Consider the following 20,203-nt stretch of genomic DNA (forward strand, 5'->3'; position numbering starts at 1 on the left):
TACAAGAAAGCAGGGGAAGCGGCAATTTTCCTTTTCCCCTCGCTCACTTTATGACGGACTCCGTGCGCTGATTTTCGCCGACAATTTTTCCCGCGCTGTTTTCAATCGTAAACCGAATCGACACGTCGTCCTGGCCCACGGGCGTGGCCGTGACCGCTTTTACCATCGTTCCCGAGTCTGCTGCGATCGTCATCGTCGTCGTGCCATTTGCCAGCACCTTATCGCGCTGGGTGATGCGCCAGCTCAGACGGCATTCGCGGCACGGTTTCCAGGTGTCGTTGATGGCCCACAGACGCACGGTCGCCGCCGCCCCGGATTGCCACTGCGCCGTGACGGGTTCAATGGACGGCAAAACAGGCTGGTAGGCGCGTTTTAAGGCGTAAAACCCGGCTTTAGACTTACGCAGGTAGTCCACCACGCCCCAGTTGATGGAGGGCCAGGTTTCTACAAACATGAAGTGGAACAGGGCCGTCACCGGCTGGTAGCGCTGTCGACGGTAGCTCTCTGCCGCCGTGGCCACCAGCTGCGACTGGTACGCCTGAGTATTGCGGATCATCGCCTGAATGTTGTCCCCACGCGAAATACCGGCAAACTTAAAGGTCTGGAAGGGCTGAAAATTATGGTATTTCCAGACGGTCCAGCCGGGATCGTCAGCGGCGGTCGTTTTGGGCCAGAGTGACGCCGCCGGGATGATGGTTTTTAGCGTCGACAAGCGGGGAAGTGCCTGCGCGCCGAACTCGGTGATGATCCCCGTTTTGGCCGGAGCAAGCAGGTCGCGTACGGTACCAAAGTACCAGCCCGCCCAGTAATGCTCCTCAACGGCGGAAAAGCGGTGCACGATGCGTGAGGTATCTTCGGCAAGCGTATCCGCCACCTTTTGCGTGAGCTCGCGATTCAGATTTTTATTCCAGTCCGGGAAGCGTTTTTCCATCCACGGCGAGTTCCACGGCGGTTCGTTATGCCCGCCCCAGACGATGATGGCGGGGGAATTGCCGAACTGTTCGATCATCTCCCGCGTCTGTCGAACCGCATTTTCCGTGAAAGCCGCACTGTTGTTGTAACCCCACTGCAGCGGAACATCCTGCCAGATCATCATGCCCATCTCATCGGCCACGTCATACAACGCACGTCCGGCAACGTGTCCGTGCACGCGTATGGCGTTGGCGTTCATGGCTTCCACCAGACGAAGATCGCGACGGTATTTTTCTCGCGTCATGGTGCTGAGCCAGGGGGAACCGATGTAATTACTGCCCTTAATGAAAAGGCGTTTGTCGTTAATGAGCCAGCCCTTATTGTCGGGCTGCTCGACGATCTTGCGCAGCCCGGTGCGGGTGACCGCCGTATCCATCAGGCCGTTTTCATCCCGCAATGCCACGCGAATGGTATACAGGTGGGGTTTTCCGGTACCGACGGGCCACCACAGTTTTGCCTTCGGCATGGGCAGCGTCAGCTGCACGGAATGGGCGCCGCTTTCGAGGGTAACCGGAAAGTCAGCCTGGAAGCGCTTGCCGCTGAAATTGGCGGGCGTGGCGGTGAGCCGCACGGTCGCCGGGCCCTGATCGAGCGCGCGATAGCGAATGTCTGCTTTCAGCGCGGGGTGCGTCAGCCCCTGTGACCAGTCTGGCCGCAGGATGGTCTCATCAAGGGTAGCGCCCCGGCTAAGATGCAGCCTCACCGGCGCCCAGATGCCGCCCGAGTTGGCGTCCTGTCCTTGCGGCGACCAGGCCCCGCCGGGACGGGTGTCATGCTGGTTAAGGATCCCCTTCATGACCGTTTTATGCAGCGGCCAGATCTTAGTGGGATCTTCGTAAGGGCTGTCCACCCTGACCACCAGTCGGTTGTGACGTTGTAACGCTTGACCGGCATCCAGCGAAAAGCGCTGAAAATAGCCCTCATGCTGGCCGAGCGGCTGGCCGTTCAGGGTGACCTCGGCCAGGTAGTCGACGCCGTCAAACACCAGGGTGCTCATTACGTCGGGCGGCTGCACGGGCAGGGAAAACGCGTGCTTGTACCACAGCGCGCCCTGATGATCGTACCCGGCGCTGTACCAGTTGGCGGGGACCTGAAGCGGGCGCCAGCCTGATGCGGCAGGACGCGCGCTATCATTGGCGTCCTGAACCTGCCATTCTCCGGCCAGAGACCAGCTGACCGGCGCAGCGTTCGCCACCGTATGGGTGGTCAACAGGGCAACGAGCAGCGCGCAGTTGCGAGTCATCATGCGTTTACCCCGCGCGCGTTGAGCCACGCCATCAGGCGCAGCGATTCCTTTTGAAGCTGCTGGTTTAGTATCGCAAGCTGTTGCCCTTCCAGCGTGTGCGCCTCGCTCTCCAGCGCCTGCAGCTGACGGGCGAGTCGCCCGAAATCCAGCGTGACGGCTTCTCCTCGCAGCTTGTGGGCGGCGCGGCGCAGCGCTTCACGATCGTCGCTGTCGATAGCCAGGGTGATGGCCTTCATGGCCTCCTCCAGCCCTTCGCCAAACAGGGCCAGCAGTTCCTGGACCAGAGCAGGGTCGTCAGCGCACTGCTTCAGCAGGCGTGCTTCATCCGGGAAGGCGGAAGGGTCATCGTGGCGCGGGAGCACCCGAGCAATCTCCTCAGCGAGACGCTCCTGGCTGATGGGTTTGGCAATGTAGCCGTCGAAACCCATCTGAAGACAGCGCTCTTTATCCCCCTGCATGGCGTGTGCCGTCATGGCGACGGTGGGCTGCGCCGGTCCGGGCCGGGCGCGTTCTTCTTCACGCAGCAGGCGAATGGCGGTTTCACCGTCCATCTCAGGCATCTGAAGATCGATCAGCAAAACGTCCCACACGCCCGCGCGCCAGCGTTCCAGCAGTGCGACGCCATTATCGACGATCTGACAGGTGTGCCCGAGCCGCTCAAGCAGGCGCGCGGCGACCTTCTGGTTGACCAGATTATCTTCCGCAAGCAGGACCCTGAGCCCGGCCGTGTCCGGCGCGACGGTGGGCGCGGGCGCGCTTTCACTCACCGTCTTTGGTGCACGTTCAAACGCCGCGGCAATCGCCTGATGCAATTCATTCTGGGCGATAGGTTTGTGCAGGTAGTTCTGGATACCGATCCGCTTCAGCATATTGATATCAAAATGTCGGCTCATGGAGCTCAGCATGATGATATGGCTTTCAGCAACCTGCGGCAGCACCGAAAGTTCGAGAGCCAGCGACACGCCGTCCATATCCGGCATCTGCGCGTCCAGCAGGATCAGGGGCCATGCCGTTCCGGTTTTAACCCGGTTGATGGCCTCGCTGGCGTTATTAACGCAGGTGGGTTTCAGCCCCATCTGGCTAAGCATGGCGGCCAATAGCCGCAGGTTGGTCGCATTATCATCAACCACCAGCACGGGTTCCCCGTTAAAGCGATGGCTATGCCGGCGTTCCTCCGGGCCGGGCGCCTGGGCCGCAAGCGGTAGCACGAAGGAAAATTCGCTGCCTTTCCCCGGCTCGCTGGAGACCGTTAATTCGCCGCCCATCGCCGCGACCAGTCGCGCTGAGATGGTTAGCCCGAGCCCCGTACCGCCATAGCGTCGGGTGGTTGAGTTATCCGCCTGGCTGAAGGCTTCAAAGATGGCTTTCTGCTTATCTGCCGGTATGCCAATGCCGCTGTCGCACACCCGGAAACGCCATCGATCCGGGCTATCGTCGGGCTCAACAATCAGGATAACTTCCCCCTGATGGATAAATTTCAGCGCGTTACCCAGCAGATTGGTCAGGATCTGGCGCAGCCGCGCGCCGTCGACCAGCAGCACGTCGGGAACGTCGGGCGCAATATCGACCAGCAGCTCAATGCCTTTTTCGCTCGCCCCCGGCATGTGGGGGCGAATAAGCGACTGAATGAAGGGGCGGACCGGGACGGGCTCCGCCTCCAGCTCCACTTTGCCGGCTTCGATTCGGGAAAAGTCGAGAATGTCGTTGATGATATGCAGCAGAGACTGGGCAGAACTCATCACCAGCGTCAGGTAGTCGCGCTGATCGGCACTGAGAGAGGTATCGAGGCACAGCTGGGTCATGCCAATAATGCCGTTCATGGGGGTGCGAATTTCATGGCTCATATTCGCCAGGAACGCGCTTTTCGCCTCATTGGCTTTTTGTGCCTCAATGGCCGAGGCGAACGCCTGAATTTCAGCCTCCTTGCGGCGCGTAATATCCTGCAGCGTGCCAATCACGCGCTCGGCGTTTCCCTCAATGGAGAGCGTGACCACCTGGCCGGAGAGCAGCATCCAGCGCAGACCTTCGGTAGGGTGATGCACGCGAATTTCGCATTCAAAGACCGGACGATGATCCTGCTTCGACGCGTGCAGCGCCTTGCGCAGCGCAGCGCGATCGTTCTCGTGGACCTGATTGAGCAGAAAACGCACCGGATATCGCCACTGGGTGCGCGACTGGCCCAGCATGGCCAGCAGGGTATCGTTGACCTGGAGCGTGTCGCCAGACACCTGCCAGTCCCAGATCCCGATATGGATGGATTCCGCCGTCAGCAGAAAATCGTCATGCAGCTGATGACGCGCCCGCTGTGCTTCATCCAACTCCGTGACATCGCTGTGCAGGCTGACAATGCCGCCGTCCGCAAGGCGCTGGTGCTGGACGAAGATCCGCCGCTGGCCTGCCTGCCGCACTTCGCAGTGTTTATCCTGCCGACAGTTGCGCACGATCGACTCGCGCAGCGTCTGGCGAAGGCCAGGGTCGACGTTGTAAACGGCGTCGATAAAGCGTTCCGCCAGCGACTCCAGCGTTGTGCCCACCTTCAGCCACGGGGTGATGACCGGATAAAAAAGGGCCACGTTGTGATTCCAGGCCTGCAGGCGTTCCTCGGCGTCATAAATCATGACGGCGGCCGGCAGCGCGTTAAGATCGTACGTGAATGCGCTCATCGTGATCCTCCTACGCGCGGTAGTGCAGTTCTGCCTGTCGGCGCAGGTATTCCAGCCCGGGCGCGATCGCCATGGCCCAGGCCGTCAGGATCTCATCGTCGCACTGCGGATCGCGCAGGCTCACGGTGTTCAACATCGCTTCGCGCCACAGGGCGAAAAAACGCGGGGGGAGGTGGAGACCGTCGTCGCTTTGCTCCCGCGCCAGGCGCTCGAGAAAATCAGGCACGATTAACGCGCCGTCTACCGCAAGCATGGCGAAGAAACTCTTAAACAGAGTCTGCTGACCCTCGCTATCCGGCAGGCGAGAAAAATGCTGCTCCGTCTCGGGTGACATATGGACGAAGGCGTCATAGAACGTCTGAAAAAACGCCGTTTTATCATTATCCGGAAAGACGCGGTTCAGACTGGATTCAAACAGATCGCGGTAAAATTTCACGGCGTCCTCCTTACGGCATTTTCGCCCGGTAGACAGTGCCCGACGGGCGTATAGTCATCTGCCACACGGCGCGTAAAGTAGCTCTCTTTTTTAGCCCGGCGGGCGTCAAACAGGGGGCCCGCGTTGTGTTTGAAGAACAGGGCTTCCAGCACCGTGGCATTGGTGGAAAGGGTGAGCGCAGCGTTAGTATCGCCCGTGGCTTCCTGTCGGCCTTCGTACCAGCCTTTTTGCGGATCGTTAAGATGCTTTGTCACCGCCATCAGCACGTCGGTGTATGGGGTGTCCCACAGGGCCCACAGGGCAAAGACCGCCTTGGTCGATACCTGCGCGAAACGGGTGTAGTCCCGGCCATCGTCACCGACAGAGTTCCAGGCATAGCCATTTCCCCAGACCGTATCCTGGATATGCCAGGGCGCCTGCGGGAGCGAGAAATCTGCCCTGGCCGTCAGGATCTTATCGGTCTCCCAGCGGCTCTTCTGGCTCAGCCAGACGTTTTCGGCCTGCTTGCGCAGGTGCTTTTGCCGATCGGCCGCAACGCCTTCGGGCTCCCAGCCAAACTCCAGGCCCGGCAGCATATAGGGAAGGGTGGTAATCAGAGAGGGCTGCCACGTGGTGCGCGGATCCCGGGCATCAACAGCCAGACGCCGTTGGGCGATGATGACGTGGTGCGCCGGGGGCGTAAACGCTTTCTCCGGGGAAAACCCCCACAGCTGAAACGCCGTTGCGGCATATTCGCTCTCGCCCAGGCGCAGCTCCTCGCGCACCACCGGCTGGCCGTTTTGCAGGGAAGATGACCACAGTTCGCCTTCTCCGTCGATGACCGGACAGAAATTCCAGCGCAGGATGATTTTATCGAGGTATTCGCTGTACTGCGGTTCCCGCTCTGCGGTGAGGCGCAGGGCGAGCATCAGACGCGCCATATCGCGCGCGGACCAGCCATTTTTAACGGGCTTGCCGCTAAAGTCGATCGGCGTCGCCGTCTGGCTGGAATAGAGTCGACCGGGCGTCCGGGCCTCGGTCAGCATCATGCGGTTGAGGGTGCCCATCAGCCGCGTCAGGCGAGCGTCATACTCGGCCTCCTCAATCAGCCCCAGCTCTTTGGCCGCCAACAGGGCGATAAACGTATCGCCCATTTGCCAGAGCGTGACGCGGGGCTGTTTGTCGCTGCCGTTGACCAGCCCGGTTTGCGGCTGGGTATTATTGACGAAATAGCGCCAGGCGATCGCCGCCCACGTCTGCTCTTCCGGCGTCAGGGCGGCAATGCGCGCGCTGGAGTGCCAGCCGCCACTGATGAGCCAGCGCCAGCCTGCGCCCTGATGGGCAAACAGCGCAAAGACGATCGCGCCTGCAAGGAGTAATCCCGCAAGCCCTCTGGCTATGGTTTTAAGCATTGCGCAGTCACCGGAGGCAGTTTAACGGGCTCGTCCGCGCTGCATGACGCGCACTGACAGGCCTGGCAGGCGGGTTTGGTGCGCTGCGTGACGCCGGTCCGGTCGCACCAGCTTTTTACGGCCGGGGTGCTGGCAAGGAACGGGCGGCTGCGCAGCGCGTTGTTCTCTTCAAACTGATCGAGCAGCTTTTGATCCCACAGAGACGGGGCAAAATCCTTGCTCTTCGGGTTGTCGGTGTTGAAGGCCAGCAGTTTTCCCTCTTTTTTGAACAACAGGGCCTCCAGCATGATGCCGTTATTGTTCGCGGTGAACTCTTTGATCGGGCCGTCGCCGTTTTCATACAGCCCTTCGTAGTAGCCTTTTCCCTCTTCGTTGGCATTCTCAATGGTGTTCAGCAGGCGGTCGGTATAGGGGGAGTTCCACAGCACCCACATGCCCAGCGCCGCCTTCAGCGAAATCGCGGCAGCGTTAGGGACGAACTGGCCTTTATCGGTAATGGTGTTCCAGTTGTACCCGTCGCTGAAGACGGTGTCATAGACGAAGTAAGGGGCCTTATCGAGCTGGTGCTCGGAGCGCGCGGTCAGGACGCCGGTAATGGTATAGCGGTTCTCCTGAGCCTGATAAACGCGGTCGGCAAAGTTTTTCATCCACGTCAGGGAGTAGTCGCGCGGGGCGTTATCCCGGTCGGTCGGTTTATCAAAGCCGAACTCCAGCCCGTAGAGCAGGTAGGATTCCGTCACCACGTAGTTATGCTGCGACGTGTTGCGCGGGTCGCGCGTATCGTACGGGACCAGCACGCAGTAGATCTCGGCCAGCTCGTAAGGCTGCGGACGGCTGGCTTTGCAGGTATTGAACCCCCACAGCTGGAAACCGGCCGCGCCGTACTCTTCATAGCCCAGTCGACCTTCCTGAACGTACTTCGGCTGGCCGTTCTCCAGATAGGCCCCGTACAGCGTGCCGCAGGGGTCGATCGCGTGGCTGAAATCCCAGCCGAGCACCACGTTATCAATGCTGTTGCCGTATTCCGGGTAACGCTCCTTGATGATTTTTAGCCAGACCAGCATTCGCCCGATATCCAGCGCCGAGAAGCCAATTTCGCCGGGCTTGTTGGTGTAGTCCACCTTCTGGCCGCTGATGGTGTTATAGGCCTTGTTGGGCAGCTCGTTGCGGAACAGTACCAGGGTGTTTAACGTGGCGAGAAACTTCAGCATCCGGCGGTCAAATTCCGCTTTATCAATGATCCCCAGCTCGCGCGCCGCCGTCAGGGCGGCCAGATAGGAGGCGCTGTCCCACATGGTGGTGGAGGGATATTTGTTGACCGCATTCACCAGGCCCGTCGTGGGCTGATAGTTGGTGACGAAATACTGCCAGGCGTTTTTCGCGATGGTCATCTCCCGGGCCGTCAGCTCGCCGCTGCGCGGGGAGTAACCTGATGCAGGCAGCTCGGTGTCCGCACGCACGGTCGATAGCGCCAGCCAGCAGATCGTTATTCCCGTGAGCAGGTGGAAAAGGATCGGGGATCGTGGCTTCATGGCGTTGCTCCTGCTGAGGGGGAAGTGTAGAGGCAGGCCAGACAGAGCATCTGGCCATGCGCGATGTAAGACAGACTTTCCAGCACAATGGCATTGGTATCGGCGTCCACGACGGCATTGACGCTGTTGTTGAGATTTAACCCGCGCTGCCAGCCTTTACCCGGCACCTGAAGCGGCAGTACCTGCTGGCGCAGCGCTTCGCTCCAGCTGTTGCGGAACAGGGCATACCAGGCAAACGCGGTGCGGGTGGAGGTCATCGCCACTTTCTCCGGCACCTCGTCGCGCAGATTACGCGCCTGAACCGGCTGCCTGTCCGGCAGATCGTTAACGTAATCCGGCGCGGGTTCGGCATAATCCGTGCTGACGGGGGGTTTTGGCGCGCGCAGGTCGTGGCGCCGCTGCTGGATCTGCATAATCCGCCACGCAATTTCAGCGCTCTGCGCATCAAAGCCCAGTTCAAGACCGGTTAACAGATAGGGGAGACTGATCAGCGAGGTTTGCTTGCCCCAGGGCGTGCGAAGCCCTTCATCGGGCACCATTACGCCATCCAGATCGATCATCTTTTGCCCTTCAGGCGGATTGGTCACCGCGAGTCCTGCCGCGCTGTCAATCAGGCGCAGCGTATGGCTGGCATAGAGACGGTAGCCAAAAGTGTCCCGCTGTTCATCGTCGGCCAGCGTCCAGTGGTGGAGCGGCACCGCAGCCTGGCTTTGGGTGTTATTTTCAATCAGCGCCGCGGTGCGCCACACGCTCAACAAATCGCGTATGGCCGCCGCGTGCTGGGGATAGCGCCACAGCAGGGTCTGTAATGCCGTCAGCAGCCGGCTCAGACCGATTGCGGAGGCGTCAGGTTTGCCCAGGATCTTGAGCGTGTCCGCATGGTAATAGGCGGCGGGGAGACCCTTGTCATTGAGCGGCAGTTGCCCCAGCGTGAACACGGCGGTGCTGACCCTCTCGTCAAACTCATCGGCGGAAATGATATTGAGCTGCTCTGCGGCAGCGGTCGCAAAGAGGTAGCTTCCCACGCTCCAGAGGCTCAGCCAGGGTTCACCGTCGCTGGCGTTCGCCAGCCCGTTTGGCTGGGTATTATTCACGTAGTATTGCCAGGCGACCCGCGCCCAGATGGCTTCGTCATAGGTCAGCGCCCGTGTTGTGGGCAGCGGCGGGAAGTCTTTACTGAGCGCGATGCCACCGCTGCTTTCCACGCGCGTGGGCATCTGTTTCTCCACCCAGACCACAATGGCAAAGCCGATCAGGAAGCCGAGCAAAATGGTGAGGTAGCTGCGCGCGGGCAGCAGGGCATCACGTATCCTCATTGAGTGACCTCGTCCTCTTCAGCGGGCGTCCACATGGCCGCGAAAATCAGCGGCAGCATGGCGGCGATGTTCACCCCTCCCCAGAAAATATTGATGACGTAGCCGGAGGGGTCGTCCACCTGCCCACGCGCCACCTGAATACCGCCCCAGATAAGCCCTGCGAGGGTCAGCACCACGATGGCAATCTGCGGCTTCACCAGGTAGAGAAAACGGCCCGTCTGCCGCTCTTTTGGCGTGACGTGAAATTTGATCTGCTCGCCCCGCAGCACCGTATTGAGCGCGCGCAGGTTCATGGAAAAGAAGGAGAGGTATGAGGCCCTGCCGTCCCAGGCCGAGATCCCCCAGGTGCCGAACATAAATGCCAGTTCAGAGAAGATAAAAAAAGGGAGAAAGTGGAGATAGAACGGCGTCGACCAGGCGGACACCGGCGGAATGCCGGTGAACAGATAGATAATGGGCGAAATCAAAAACACCGTGTTCCACACGCAGGCCATGTAAGACCAGAAGGTGGTGGCATACATCAGCGTCTGGGGGAGTGAAAGCCTGAAGCGGCGACGGCTGAAGATGTTGTCATGAAACAAAATATCCAGCGAGCCGGCGGCGTACTTAAAGCGCTGGATCATCCAGGTGAGCATATCCTGCGGAGAGAGCATCTTCGACTCAACCCGCGGATGCATAACCGAGCGCCAGCGCCGTGCGGCGTCACCGTGCAGCAGCACCGAGGTGTAAATATCTTCCGAGACGTGGAATTTGTAGGGGGTAAGCTCGGTGTCAAACGCCACGTGCGGACGCATTGCATTCTGCAGCGCGTCCCGGGTCTCCTCATCGCGAATGTCGCGCGTATGACGATGGATCTCCTCTTCGACGGACCAGACATAGCTTCTCAGCGCGGCCTGCATGACCGCCTCGCGACGGTGAATGGACGCTGCGCCGCAGCAGAAAGCCGCGTTCGCCCAGTTGCGCCGCCGCAGGATCACGTCATAGAACATGCGCGGATCGTTAAAAAACGGGTCGCGGCCAATCGTGATCGGGCCAACACACTTTTGAATCAGCCAGCCCAGACCGTAGCCCACTTTTCCGGCTTTTCGCTGGCCCCAGCGCGACAGGTTTTCTCCTTCCGGAAGATCGAAGAACCACTGCGGCGTCTGTACCCAGGCCACGTCCGGATCGCGAAAATAGCCCAGCGTATGGCTGAGCAGGGTGGGAAATACCCGGGTGTCGGCGTCGCAGATAACAATAAAATCGCCGTCGGTTTGCTCAAGGCCGTTGCGCAGGTTGCCGGCCTTAAAGCCGATGTTGGTCTGGCGAGTGATATAGTTAACGCCTTCCTCTTCGCAAACGGCTTTCATCTCGGGGCGGCGGCCGTCATCAAGCACGTGGATGCGGTAGTCAATCGGGAACGGGTACATCATCTTCAGGGCATCGCGAATGGACAGCCTGACCAGCTCGGTGTCTTCCGAGTAAGTGGCAATGAACAGATCCACCTTGACGGGACGGGGCTCTACGGCCTCCTCAGGCGACAGGCATTCGTTAATTTCGCCGGGCGGCGGACTCTGAGGAGGATCCTGTTCTTTCCACAAATTGATGGTAAACAGCACGGTGCCAATCCACGCCAGGGTTTCGGCGAGGACCAGCGGAATGGCGTACCATAATGCGTCAGTATTCAGGGAGGCGGTCCAGCGCCAGTAAATATAATTGGCACCCAGAATAAGCGCCGCGACCGCTAACACCTGCCAGGTGAACATGACCCAGCGCGGTGTTGTTAACGGTTCCGGAGGACGACGATGTTCAAAACGGGAAAAATAAAAATCCATAGTTCCGGCGTTCCTGATTCCGTGAAAATGCAGACCCATTCTGCTGCGCAGACAGTTGCCTAAAAGCGAAAGAAAATAGCGATTAAACAAGATTTAAGATAAGTGTAGAACGCCGAATAAAAGTGTCCAGCCACGTTTTTGTTAATATTTAGCGGTGGTTAATTCAGCTTAAATTCTGCTTAATGATGTTTCATCGGCCGTCGATAAATTGCGGTTACTATTCCTTTAGGCTATCTACTTTATTTAGACCTTAATTTTCGTTTTCAGGCAAAGGACACCCTATGAGCCATGTTGCGCCGTCGGTAGCGCAAGAAGATGACGCTAAATCAACAGCATGGCGGTATGCCGTTGCAGGTGCCAGGGACCTGAGAATCGACTTTATGCGCGGCATTGCCCTCGTCATGATGGTCGTGGCGCATACGGAGGTGATGTCGGTATTTAATATATTCTCCTGGGAGCGTTTTGGGTTAACAACCGGCGCAGAAGGTTTTGTTATTCTCTCGGGGTTTATGCTTGGCATGCTGAACCGCGCGCGTCTGCAAAAAGTGGTTTTGCTCACGGTTTCCTGGGGGCTTTATCTCAGGGCATGGAAAATATATCGTGTAAATATCATTATCATAGTGTCGTTTATTCTTCTGGCCTATATCCCACATATTAATGTTTTCGAGGTCACCCATTTTACCGACCGTTTTTCGGGTGAAAGCTGGTCGCTTTATCCGGTTACGCCGCAAATAAAAGAGACCTGGTTCAACATTATCCTCTATTTGCAGATTGGCCCTCATCAGACGCAAATTCTGGGGCTGTATATCTTTTTAATGCTACTCAGCCCGCTATTTTTGGGGATGCTGCAGAAAGGAAAAGTCTGGTGGCTGCTGGGGCTGTCGCTGCTGGTGTACAGCCTGTGGCAGCGCTGGCCGCTTCGGCTGACGCCGTCGGAATTCGAATTTGCCTTCCCGCTGCTCGCCTGGCAGTTCATCTTTGTGCTGGGCATGGCCAGCGGCTGGTATAAAGCCGAACTGCTCTCTTTCGCCCGGACGCCTCCGGGGAAAGGGGTGGTAGTGGCGCTGGTCATGGTGTCGCTGATGCTGGGATTTGTCGCCCAGAACCATACCAACCCGTTTATGCCGCCCGCGCTGCTGATGCACGTCATCCCGCCTGACAGCTTCAATTCGTTTTATCACACCTGGGCGGCGAAGAACGGGCTGGGCCCGGTGAGGGTGTTGAACGATATCGCCCTGATGGTCACCGTCTACCTGGTGCTGACGTATTGCTGGACGCCGCTCAATCGCCTGCTGGGATGGTTCCTGATCCCGCTCGGCCAGCACTCGCTTTATACCTTTATTTTGCATGTGTACGTGGTGCTGCTGGTGAGCCAGTTCATCACCTTCGATTTATGGCGTCAGGCCTGGATAGAGAACACGTTAGTGCATGCGGCGGCACTGGGTATTTTGTGGCTGATGGCAAAATACGACGTCGGCGCACGCTGGATACCTAACTAAGGATGGCGGTTATGCGCGAAAAATGGCTTCTGGCGGGCGTGCTGCTCGCCGCGATCCCCGCCGCAGAGGCGGCGAAAAGCAGTGAAAATGAATCCCTGCGCGATAAGAACGGTGAACCTGTTCAGGCTGGCGTCTTTACCAGCCGCTGGGGGCGCCTGTTCTCGGGTAACGACAAGAAATTCTCAGGTGCGCTGAGCTTTAGCTCGGGACTGAAAGAGCAGTGGATGAGCATTCCTAACAGTTCAGACACCGCCACGGAAAAGAAAAAGATTAACCAGACGCTGAATCTCAGCCTTCAGTATTCCCCCTACAGCTTCTGGTTTGCCAACATTACGTCACGACTGCCGGTCAGAGACACCAGCCGCTACACCGCCGATTTTCGCTACAGCTTCGGCTACGATGACTGGCACGCCAACACCGTCAGTCTGGTTTACAGCAACTACGGCGATAACCATTTCTGGACATCGGGCAGCCGACGACACACCTATTTCGAACAGGGCGCCTTCACGCTGGCCTACAAGTTTTCGCTACCGAAACCGGTCGAAAACACGCTCCTGATTAATAAAGGGGATTCTATCATTTGCCAGGTCGGGTACAGCTGGGTGCCGCGCTACTACGACCTCAGCAGCGATGACATCCGCAAAAATAAAAACGTCATGCTCGGCGGCTGCGGCTACACCTTCAAACAACATTTCTTCGTTCGCGCGACGGCATTCTGGTTCCCGGACAGCAGCCAGCAGCAGCCCTGGAACGGCGATTACAGCTACAGCTTCGGTTATGCCGGCTATACGCCGGGTTCGTTCTCCATCCAGTACGCGAACTATGCGGGAACGCGCTATCCGGGGCACGGCAACGGGAATGCAAAATTCAGGGAAGGGACCGTGAGCCTCATCTGGTTCTTACCGCTTTAGGAGGGATGTATGTCGGCGCTGCACGTTTTAATCGTTGAAGATTCGCTGATTTATCGTCGGTTACTCTCCCGAATGCTCACCCAGTGGGGGTATATCGTGAGCGAGGCGGAAAATGGCGTCGCCGCGCTGGAAATACTGTCCAGCCAGCCGATCAGCATGGTGATAAGCGACTGGGACATGCCGGAAATGGATGGACTCACGCTCTGTCAAACCATCCGCAACCGTCAGTTTGGCCACTACGTCTATGTCATTCTGCTCACGGCACGCGAAAATGCCGGGGATTTAACGCAGGGCTTTGATGCCGGAGCCGATGATTTTTTAAGCAAGCCGGTCGAGCAGGATGAACTGCGGGCGCGTCTGCACGCCGGGGTCCGTATTTTAACGCTGGAAGCGACCCTCGCGGCGCACAATAAGCGCCTGAGTGAAGCGTTGCATCAGATTGAACAGGATCTTGAACTCGCGGCGCGCGTTCAGCACTCCGTGCTGCCTTCGCACCGCTTACGCTTTGGGAACTACTTTTCCGACTGGCTTTTCATGCCGTCTGCGTGGGTCTCAGGCGATGTGTTCAATATTTTTCCACTCGATTCTCACATTGGGTTCTATTGCGTGGATGTGTCCGGTCACGGCGTGGGGGCCGCGATGATGTCCCTCGCGGTGGCGCGTCAGTTCTTACATGGCCGGGTGGTAGACCGTTTTTTGTTTACCGATCAGGGCGGCATTCAGTCGCCTGCGGAGGTGATCAGGATCCTGAACAGCCGCTTTTGCAGTGAAGAGAGCGACATTACCAGCTATTTCACCATTATCTACGGGGTGATCGACCCCGAGAGCGGACGAGGGGTGTTGTGTCAGGCCGGGCATCCAACTCCCGTTATTGTGAACGCAGACAGCGCCGTCACGTCCGTGGGCAACGGCGGCCCGCCGGTCGGGCTGATGCCTGACCTCAGCTGGGAGGACGTCGAGTTTACCCTCAATCCGGGGGATCGCTTATGCTTATTCAGTGACGGTATTACGGAGTGTGAGAACGTCAGCAGCGAGCAGTTTGGCCCGCAGCGTCTCGAACGCTGGCTTCATGACCATGCCCGACTTCCGGTTGACCAGCTCCTGGCGCGGTTCGGTGACCACTTGACCGGCTGGCGCAACGCAAATCGTGATGAACCGACCGCCTTAACCGATGACGTTTCACTGCTCGTGATCGAGCGTCAGGGAGAACAGAATGATTATTAACACTGAACGACTACCGCATGCCAACATCCTCACGCCCGCAGTCCGGCGGCTGGATGCCTCCGTTGCCGCGACGTTTAAAGCGTCCGTGACGGAAGAAATTGGCGACGATCGCAAGGCTTTGATTGTCGACTTCAGCAAAGTGGATTTTATCGACAGCAGCGGGCTGGGAATGCTGGTGTCGTTGTTTAAGCTGATGAACGGGAAAGGCGACATGGCGCTGTGCTCCCTGAACCCCGGGATCATGAACATGTTCACCCTGACCCGCATGGACCGCATATTCCGCATCTATCCGGACAAAAGCAGCGCGCTTGCGCAGCTGGGGCTGTAGATGCAGACGCCGGTGCAGGCAGAATTTCCGGCGGTGCTCGGTTCCCTGACGCCGCTGGCCGGCTGGCTGGAAGCGCGGCTGAGCGCGCTTCCCGTAGATGATGAGTGGCGTTTCGCGCTCGATCTCGCCGTCTGTGAGGTGGCGACGAATATCATCCGGCACGCGCTGCATGAGGATGCCTCACGCACATTCAGCGTACGCTTCGATATCCGCGACAGCGACGTCTGCATTGTTTTTACCGACGCGGGCGACGCGTTCCCGCTGGCGCGGCTTGAGGCCGCCAGGCGAGACCGTTTTTGTGAAATCTCGCCGCTGCTGGAGAGCGGCAGGGGGCTGATGCTCATTTTGCTGAGCGTCGATCGTTTCTCGGTGGAGCGAGCGGCGGGTGAAAATATTGCCACGCTTGAAAAGAAAATCAGCGTATGACCTGCGGGCCATACGCGTGCTGTTTCTATTTCGTGTTGTCAGCAAACAGCTCTGGCGCCCACGGGCGTGGGTCTACCTCCATAAACGGCGCCCGTTCGAAGCGATCCTTCAGCGCCCACGGCACCGTGCAGTCGAAGATCGTCTTGCAGGAAATGCCGTTGCCGCGAATCGAGGTGCTGTAATCCGGCGACTGGGACGGATCCAGCTGGTGGCCGCGGATCCCAGGAATATGGGTGATGCTCACATCGCCCTGCATGCGCGTCGTCATCGCCCACAGGATGTCGTCGCTGTCGAAAATATCCACGTCCTCGTCGACCAGAATAATGTTCTTCAGCTCCGAATAGGTGGCTAAGGCGATAAGCGCCGCCTGGCCCTGACGTCCTTCGTCTGACGGCTGGCGTTTTTTCACCTGCAATATCCCGAGGAACTTGCCGCCGCCCGCGGTATGGGCATAGACGTTTTGCAGGAAGCCCGGAATAGCCTCCTCTACGGCATTGCGGATGCTGGCCTCGGTCGGCAGTCCGGCCAGCGTGGTATGTTCTTCCCCCGGTCCCACCAGCGTTTGCAGGATGGCGTGGTTTCGCATGGTCACGGCTTTCACTTTGATCACCGGCAGGGAGGGATTCGCCTCGCCGCAGTAGCCCGGGAACTCCGGCATCGCGTGGCCGGTGTTGGTGTGCTGATCCTCTCTCACACGCACGCCCGGCAGCAGTTCACCTTCGATGATGATCTCCGCCCGCGCGATGGCTTTCTCTTTGACCGCCACGCCCTGCACCAGCTCGACCGGCTGCTGGCGCAGCGCCCCGGCGACGCCCAGCTCGTTGTAGCCAAACGGCGTGGTAGGGGCCTCAAAGCACGCGCCGATGTAGATGGCGGGGTCGAGACCCATGTTGATCGTCACCGGCAGCGGTTTTCCTGCCTCCTCCGCTTTTTTGCGGAAGACTTCGATATGGCGCCCGGCGGCAAGGAACATGGAAAGCTCGTCGCGCTCCTGAACGCAGAGGCGGTGGATGGTGACATCCGTCAGCGAGCTGTCTTCCGGATCGCTTGCCAGCACCAGCCCCAGACAGAAGAACGGACCCGCATCAATCGGCGTGTTGGTTGGGGCCGGCAGCAGCTTGCGCAGGTCGAAGTCAGGATCGTCAGCGTAGAAGACCTGCTCCTGGCAGGGTGCCTGCGGGGCCGGAACGACAACCGGCGCAACCGGCTTTTTCACCGCCTGGCCGACGTGTTTTGCCAGTTCAGAGGGCTCGCAGCCCAGAAGGAGCGCCGCGCGCTCGCGGCTGGCGTGCATGCCAACCAGGATGCGGGAGTGCGGATAGCCCTTAATGCTGTTGAACATCATGGCCGGGCCCGTACGGGTTGGACGTTTGACCGTGCCGCCTGCGCCAATATGGCGGTAGACGCCTGCCAGTTCCGCGTTGGGGTCGACCGGACGATCGGTTTCAATGTACTGCCCTTCGTGGCGCTGCAGTAAGGCGATGGCGCTGCGGAGATCGTTAATCTGGTTTTCCATATTTTCCTCCCTCGGTTGAATACCTCCATTTTTATGGCAATGACCAATAGCATCAATTGCATCATTACTGTTAAATTGATAAGTAAATTCATATCAATTCAGGAGGTCGTCTCGTGCAGTTTCGCCAGATGCGCCACTTCATCGTCGTGGCCGAAGAGCTCCATATGCACCGGGCCGCCGAGCGTCTGAACATGGCGCAGCCGGCGCTGAGCCAGCAGATAAAGGCCCTGGAAGAACGTTTAGGCGTCACGCTTTTCAGCCGGGCGAACCGCCGCTTGACCCTGACGCCCGCGGGCGAAGCATTTCTCGTGAAAGCCCGGCTTGCCATCTCGCTGACCGAACAGGCGGTGCTGGACGCCAGACAAACGGCACGGGGCGAGCAGGGTGTGTTAAACCTCGGGTGCGTGTCGAGCGCGATGTTTGACGGCAGGCTGCCCGCCGCGCTGCGCCAGATGCACAGCCGCTGGCCCGCCATTACCATGTCGCTGATGACGGGAAACGTGCAGACGCTCTACGCCGCCGTGCAGAGCAACCAGCTGGATGTGGCCATCATCCGCGCGCCGCTGCCGTCGCTGCCGGACGATCTGCAAAGCCGCCCGTTCGCCTCGGAGAAAACGGTGCTGGCGCTGTATCGTCAGCATCCGCTGGCCGGGTCCGCCGCGCTGACGCTTTCGTCGGTGAAAGACGAAAAATGGATCTCCCTGCGCGACCCGGAGGGAATGGGGCTGGAGCAGTACTTCTATGACGCCTGCAGCGGGGCGGGCTTTCAGCCGGACGTGGTGCAAAATGCGACCGACGTGCCCACGGTCATCAGCCTGGTTTCGGCAGGGTTTGGGGTGGCGCTGCTTCCCGCGTCGGCAAAGGCGGTGAGCGTTGAGAACGTCGTCTACGTGGACATCCTTGACCGGCTGCGGGAGAGCGAACTCACCCTGGTTTGCCACCGGATTATTCGTTCAGAAGTGCTAAAAAAGTTTCTGGTTACGCTCGATCACACCTGACGTCCTGCTGCCCGCAGGAGCTGCTCGCGCAGCCAGGCGTTCGCCGGATCCTGGCTGTTTTTCGGGTGCCAGTACATGTTGATGGTAATGGGCTGGAGCGGCAGCGGTGGTGCAAAGAGATCCAGCGTGCTGGCAAACTGCTTCAGCATCCGTTCCGGCAGGGTGCACACCAGGTCGGTACCGGCAACCAGCGCAGGCGCCATAGCGTAGCTCTGGGTGGACATGGCAACGTGTCGCTGATAGCCCAGCCCGGCGAGGGTTTGGTCGACAAATCCGGTAAACGGATCGCCCGCCGACGACACCACCAGATGAGAAAGCGCGCAGTAGATCTCCAGATCTAACGCACCCGTTCCGCGCGGATGGCCTTTTCGCTGGGCGGTGGCAAACGCGTCGTCGAGGAGTTTGCGCCTTACCCACCCGTCATGGGCGCCCGCGCTCACGCCGATGTAGAGATCCACATCGCCGTTCTCCAGCTGCTGCGGCAGTTCGGCCATCTCGGGCAGGGCGAAGCGCAGGCGAATACCGGGAGCATCGGTACCCACCTGGTTAAGCAGCGCGGTGCCGAGCATCAGCGCCGGGTTTTCATGCAGCGCGATGACAAATGTCCGGCTGCTGGTTTGCGCGTCAAACGCGGTGGGCGCAAACATCGCGCTGATGCCGCGCAGCACGCCTGTCACCTGCGGCCTGAGCGCTTCCGCGCGCGGCGTGGGTAACACCCCGCGTCCATGCGGGGAGGGGATAAACAGCGGTTCGCCAAACAGCGTGCGCAGACGCGCGAGACGAGCGGACAACGCGGGCTGGCTGATGCCCAGCCGCGCGGCCGCATGGGTGATGTTCCTGTCCTGAAGCAGGGCGTCCAGCGTCAGGAGCAGGTCTATGTCCATGTCAGATATCCGCGTCATCTTATTTCGCGCTACTGGCGTCCCGGTTGGTATAGGTCACAGGGACCCAGGCATAGCCGCCTTTCTCGCCTTTCGTCACATAGCCGATGCCCGGGAAAGGCAGATGGGGCGCGGCAATGAGGTCCTTGTTTTTCACAAAGTCAGCGAACGCATGCTCGCGTACGCTTGCCGCTTTGTTCTCATCTTCATCGTAGGTGATGGTCACCGCAGGCTGCGGAAACTGGACCGCCGCGGCGTGAATGATGTCGCCGACAAAGGTGATCTTCTCGCCTTTGCTTGTCAGGGTGTAGAAGGCTGAACCCGGCGTGTGTCCGGGATGAACCGTGCCGGTAAGCCCCGGAAGAATCTCCGATGTGCCGCTAAACGGCACCACTTTCCCCGCGTCAAGGTAGGGTTTTAAGGTCTTCTGCGCGACGTCGAAGTAGTTCTTGCCGTAGCCGGTTTTCTTTTGGTTGTCGTCGTTAAAGAAAAAGTCGATGTCCGGTTTGCCAACGAAAACGCGCGCGTTGCTGAACACCACCTTGCCGTCTTTCACCAGGCCACCCGCATGATCGGAGTGGGCGTGGGTCAGCAGGACTTCAGTGATGTCCTCGGGTTTTATTCCCTGCGTGGCGAGGCTCTCAACCAGACGTCCGCCGGTATCAGGACCAAAGAGCTGGCCCGAGCCGGTATCCACCAGGATTTTATGTCCGGGTATCGCAATCAGAAAAGCGTTGATGGAGACCTCAGCCGGGTTGGTCTGAAAGTTTTTTGCGAGCAGCGCATCAATGTTTTGCGGCGTTGTCCGGCGCAGCAGCTTGTGCAGATCCTGCGCGACGGTCCCGTCGGTAAACGAGGTGACAAGCACGTCGCCGACCTGCACGCTGTAACCGCCCGCCGGTTGTTTAACGACGTGCTGCGGCGTTTCTGCAGAGGCCTGGAGCGCAGGGTAGAAAAGCAGTGAACTGGAAATCAGCGTGGAAAGAGCAAGTTTTTTCACGGTAAGCATACGAGTCTCCTTTGAAAGTGCTCATCTTACTGCTCCGTAAA

The 20,203-nt window shown here is 59.1% G+C and carries 16 protein-coding genes; 6 read left to right on the forward strand and 10 right to left on the reverse strand.

Annotated elements, in window-relative coordinates; translation table 11 throughout:
• Nucleotides 1–43 precede the first annotated feature (43 nt).
• The 7 genes from FHC52_RS07535 to FHC52_RS07565 are packed head-to-tail and all read right to left on the reverse strand — an operon-like array spanning nucleotide 44 to nucleotide 11,370.
• Nucleotides 44–2,218, reverse strand: a complete 2,175-nt coding sequence (locus FHC52_RS07535; RefSeq protein ID WP_220420003.1) for a glycosyl hydrolase 2 galactose-binding domain-containing protein — start codon at nucleotides 2,216–2,218, stop codon at nucleotides 44–46.
• A complete protein-coding gene (locus tag FHC52_RS07540; protein WP_220420004.1) occupies nucleotides 2,215–4,881 on the reverse strand; it encodes a response regulator in 2,667 nt (888 codons plus the stop codon). The genes FHC52_RS07535 and FHC52_RS07540 overlap by 4 nt, the downstream gene beginning before the upstream one ends.
• Nucleotides 4,882–4,891: 10 nt before the next feature.
• Nucleotides 4,892–5,317: a globin gene (locus tag FHC52_RS07545; RefSeq protein WP_008501676.1), complete on the reverse strand. Its 426-nt coding sequence runs from the start codon at nucleotides 5,315–5,317 to the stop codon at nucleotides 4,892–4,894.
• Nucleotides 5,314–6,708, reverse strand: coding sequence for a DUF3131 domain-containing protein (locus tag FHC52_RS07550; RefSeq protein WP_126287896.1), 1,395 nt, complete (start codon nucleotides 6,706–6,708; stop codon nucleotides 5,314–5,316). Before FHC52_RS07550 ends, FHC52_RS07545 begins: the two co-directional genes overlap by 4 nt.
• A complete protein-coding gene (locus tag FHC52_RS07555) occupies nucleotides 6,693–8,240 on the reverse strand; it encodes a DUF3131 domain-containing protein (RefSeq protein ID WP_126287898.1) in 1,548 nt (515 codons plus the stop codon). Before FHC52_RS07555 ends, FHC52_RS07550 begins: the two co-directional genes overlap by 16 nt.
• Nucleotides 8,237–9,556, reverse strand: a complete 1,320-nt coding sequence (locus tag FHC52_RS07560) for a DUF3131 domain-containing protein (RefSeq protein WP_021240159.1) — start codon at nucleotides 9,554–9,556, stop codon at nucleotides 8,237–8,239. The genes FHC52_RS07555 and FHC52_RS07560 overlap by 4 nt, the downstream gene beginning before the upstream one ends.
• Nucleotides 9,553–11,370 (reverse strand): glycosyltransferase, encoded by a 1,818-nt coding sequence (locus FHC52_RS07565; RefSeq protein ID WP_047748898.1) that lies wholly within the window; start codon nucleotides 11,368–11,370, stop codon nucleotides 9,553–9,555. The genes FHC52_RS07560 and FHC52_RS07565 overlap by 4 nt, the downstream gene beginning before the upstream one ends.
• Before the next feature lie 281 nt (nucleotides 11,371–11,651).
• On the opposite strand from FHC52_RS07565, the gene opgC reads away from it, so the two are divergent.
• Genes opgC through FHC52_RS07590 form a run of 5 tightly spaced genes read left to right on the forward strand, consistent with a single transcriptional unit; the run spans nucleotide 11,652 to nucleotide 15,758 of the window.
• A complete protein-coding gene (gene opgC / locus FHC52_RS07570) occupies nucleotides 11,652–12,869 on the forward strand; it encodes an OpgC domain-containing protein (RefSeq protein ID WP_126287900.1) in 1,218 nt (405 codons plus the stop codon).
• Nucleotides 12,870–12,880: 11 nt separating this feature from the next.
• Nucleotides 12,881–13,780 (forward strand): hypothetical protein, encoded by a 900-nt coding sequence (locus tag FHC52_RS07575; protein ID WP_008501670.1) that lies wholly within the window; start codon nucleotides 12,881–12,883, stop codon nucleotides 13,778–13,780.
• Between the two features lie 9 nt (nucleotides 13,781–13,789).
• Nucleotides 13,790–15,004 carry a PP2C family protein-serine/threonine phosphatase gene (locus tag FHC52_RS07580; RefSeq protein ID WP_220420005.1) on the forward strand — a complete coding sequence of 405 codons (1,215 nt, stop codon included), beginning with the start codon at nucleotides 13,790–13,792 and terminating at the stop codon, nucleotides 15,002–15,004.
• Entirely contained in the window at nucleotides 14,994–15,332 is a 339-nt protein-coding gene (locus FHC52_RS07585; protein ID WP_021240155.1) for an STAS domain-containing protein, read from the forward strand. Before FHC52_RS07580 ends, FHC52_RS07585 begins: the two co-directional genes overlap by 11 nt.
• Entirely contained in the window at nucleotides 15,333–15,758 is a 426-nt protein-coding gene (locus tag FHC52_RS07590) for an ATP-binding protein (RefSeq protein ID WP_021240154.1), read from the forward strand.
• A gap of 25 nt (nucleotides 15,759–15,783) precedes the next feature.
• On the opposite strand, the gene FHC52_RS07595 is transcribed toward FHC52_RS07590, so the two are convergent.
• Nucleotides 15,784–17,274: a UbiD family decarboxylase gene (locus FHC52_RS07595; protein WP_126287907.1), complete on the reverse strand. Its 1,491-nt coding sequence runs from the start codon at nucleotides 17,272–17,274 to the stop codon at nucleotides 15,784–15,786.
• Nucleotides 17,275–17,387: 113 nt separating this feature from the next.
• Here FHC52_RS07595 and FHC52_RS07600 point away from each other — a divergent pair, with 113 nt between their 5' ends.
• Nucleotides 17,388–18,272: a LysR substrate-binding domain-containing protein gene (locus FHC52_RS07600; protein ID WP_045354115.1), complete on the forward strand. Its 885-nt coding sequence runs from the start codon at nucleotides 17,388–17,390 to the stop codon at nucleotides 18,270–18,272.
• Here the strand turns inward: FHC52_RS07600 and FHC52_RS07605 are convergent.
• Nucleotides 18,263–19,174 carry a LysR family transcriptional regulator gene (locus FHC52_RS07605; protein ID WP_031274893.1) on the reverse strand — a complete coding sequence of 304 codons (912 nt, stop codon included), beginning with the start codon at nucleotides 19,172–19,174 and terminating at the stop codon, nucleotides 18,263–18,265. The two genes, FHC52_RS07600 and FHC52_RS07605, sit on opposite strands and share 10 nt — an antisense overlap.
• A 1-nt stretch (nucleotide 19,175) precedes the next feature.
• Entirely contained in the window at nucleotides 19,176–20,162 is a 987-nt protein-coding gene (locus FHC52_RS07610) for an MBL fold metallo-hydrolase (protein ID WP_008501663.1), read from the reverse strand.
• Nucleotides 20,163–20,203: the final 41 nt, after the last annotated feature.

The organism is Enterobacter sp. EC_64 (genome assembly GCF_019584165.1).
GTDB classification, from domain to species: Bacteria; Pseudomonadota; Gammaproteobacteria; order Enterobacterales; family Enterobacteriaceae; genus Enterobacter; species Enterobacter roggenkampii.